The 2,470-nt window shown below is 61.1% G+C and carries 3 protein-coding genes; all 3 read right to left on the bottom strand.

Annotation, left to right across the window (positions count from 1 at the left end; all coding sequences use genetic code 11):
- Positions 1-1,386, bottom strand: a 1,386-nt coding sequence (locus H5T60_14050; protein ID MBC7243555.1) for an L-fucose isomerase, incomplete at its 3' end; no start/stop codon positions are given.
- Positions 1,387-1,388: 2 nt separating this feature from the next.
- Positions 1,389-2,168, bottom strand: coding sequence for an SDR family oxidoreductase (locus H5T60_14045; protein ID MBC7243554.1), 780 nt, complete (start codon positions 2,166-2,168; stop codon positions 1,389-1,391).
- A gap of 72 nt (positions 2,169-2,240) precedes the next feature.
- Positions 2,241-2,470 (bottom strand): creatininase family protein (locus H5T60_14040; GenBank protein MBC7243553.1); only part of this gene is annotated, 230 nt, incomplete at its 5' end.

Genomic DNA, 2,470 nt, shown 5'->3' with positions numbered 1-2,470 from the left:
TTCGCAGACGTGGCACAGCTCTGCCACATAATGTCCCGCCACCCCGGAGATATGATTCGCGCCAAATTCGGCGATGAGGCGGTCAAAATCGGCCTCCAGATGTACGAAAGCGGTGGGAAGCTGATGGGAGCCTCGCGCTTCCACGAAAGCTCTGTATTGCTCCTCAGGAGGAGTGATGGCCTCGCCGGCCAGGATTGCCATGTAATACTCCCCCCTGCGCCGGAACAGCCGCGCCAGAGTCACCGGTCCGGGGGCCATCTGGAAATACGTGACAGCCCCGCCTCCGGGGCGGATGGAGGGGAGCAGTTCGATCTGTGCCAGATTCTCCGCCGGCTCGGCAGAACGGTGTGCGTACCAGGAGCACATCGCGCCGCAGTTGGGGATATACAGGGTACGGGTCTGGTCATCCAGGAAACTGACATCCCCAAAGAAGGGAGGTGTGCCGCCCGAAACCAGCTTCAGGATATGCATGGTCAGCGCGCCGTCGGCGTCCGCTTCACAGGCCATGGCGACCGGTTCTTTGGGGCCGGCGGCATCATATGGACTGGGGATGAACGCCGCTGAGATACACTGCGGCACGTAGTGATTGCTCAGGTCCGGCATGCATTTCACCGCGATGAAGTCAAGCTGTCGCTCCTGGATGATCTGCTGGGTCGCCAGATAACAGCGGACCTGGAAGTTCAGCTTCTCCCTTGTCAACCCCTTTGTATTCAGGTCAGCTCGTTTCACCTTCCCGGTCAACCATTCCACCATCGGATGGGCCTGTTCCGGGGACAGGTCATTTGCCCGTCTGATGATCTCGAGCTGGTCGATGTGTTCCGTATCGATCCCGAACATCCTCCTCCACTGCATGGGATCAAACGAGCCTGTGTCGATCCCCAGGCTCCGTCCGCCGAACAGCCCGAAGACACTGCCCCGCAGCCGTCGGACCGCGTACGCGGCCCGGATGAACGAGAGCAATTTGCCGGCCAGGTGCAGGCTGTGGAAGTCCTCGCGCACGCGCAGATGGGGATAGCCGACCTGATCCAGCGCGCCGGCCGCGCCCAGCAGTCCCACCGTCCCATGGGTGGCGGGACTTTTATTGGACAGCAGAACCGTCGGCAGTCCCACCCTCTGAACCGCATATACCACGAGATTGGGCTCCGTCCAACAGGGGATATGGGCGATCAAGACATCGGCTTTCGCGGCTGTGATGGCATCGGCCTGCTGTTCGATCTCCTCGCGAGAACGGGCCACTGACTCAAAGGCGATGAGCTCGACCGGCTGGCGTTGGAAAAAGGCGATGGCCTCGGCATGCAGGGGCTCGGTAAGCCGGCGGAATACCTTTTCCCATTCGTGGGGCCGTTCGTCGCCAATCGTGATCAACCCTACGCGCGGTTGTGACATCGTTACTTCTCCATGTGCCGGGGAAATCCCTGGATCGAACGGCCCCCGTCCGGGAAGACCGTCTGGCCGACGAAATAGCCGGCGTCCTCGCTCGCCATGAAGAGAACCACCCGGGCAATCTGCTCACAGGAAGCAATGTACCCGATGGGCAGACGATCCATCAGCACAGCCATCTTCTCGGGAGTGTGTACGACCCGCTCCATCAGCTCGGTCATCACGGGCCCAGGGGCTACGGCGTTGACGCGGATGCCGTACGGGATCAGCGCCAGGGCCATGGCCTTGGTGAGTTGTGTCACCCCGCCTTTGGCCGCGCAGTACGGGATCTGGTCTGCCAGCGCCAATTGGGCCATGACCGAGGACAGGTTAACGATGGCGCCAGGTTTCTGCTGCGCGACCATCACGCGTGCGGCCGCCTGGCTCACCAAGAACGTGCCCTTCAGGTCCACAGCGATGACCCAGTCCCAATCTTCTTCCGTGGTGTCAAAGAAGTTGGCGCTGTGGTTGACGCCGGCATTATTGACCACGATGTCAATGGTACCGTAGTGTTCGACCGTGCGAGCGATCATGGCATCCACATCGGCCTTTTTACTGACATCGCATTGGATGAAGATCGCATCTCCGCCGGCGCGCCGGATATCCTGCACAACGGCTTCGCCCAGGTCCACGGTGCGGCCCACCGCCACTACCTTGGCGCCTTCTTTGGCAAATTCCCGCGCACAGGCGGCGCCGATCCCCCGCGTAGCGCCGGTAACGATGGCTACTTTGCCCTCGAACCTTCTCATGTTCATATCCATTTCGCTTCCTCAGATGTGGAGTAGGTCAGCGTAGCTCTGGCCTTGCGTTGTATGGCGCCGTTATTTTACGGGCGGTTTCACGCCCACCGGCCACCGCGTCATGATGTCATTGATCAGCTCTACGATGTAATCGACGGTCCGGGTCACCAGCTTCTCTCCCTTTTCGCGGGTGGCCTTGGTGGGATCGCCGATGACGCCGTTCTTCAGCTCCAGGTACTCCGGCCGCGCGAACGTGCCCTCGAAATGGTACATCATGCCCGGCTGCGGGGCCATGCCCGGAGCGATGATCC

The sequence above is a fragment of the Anaerolineae bacterium genome (assembly GCA_014360855.1).
GTDB lineage: Bacteria > Chloroflexota > Anaerolineae > JACIWP01 > JACIWP01 > JACIWP01.
This window is presented reverse-complemented; position numbering and strand designations above follow the sequence as displayed.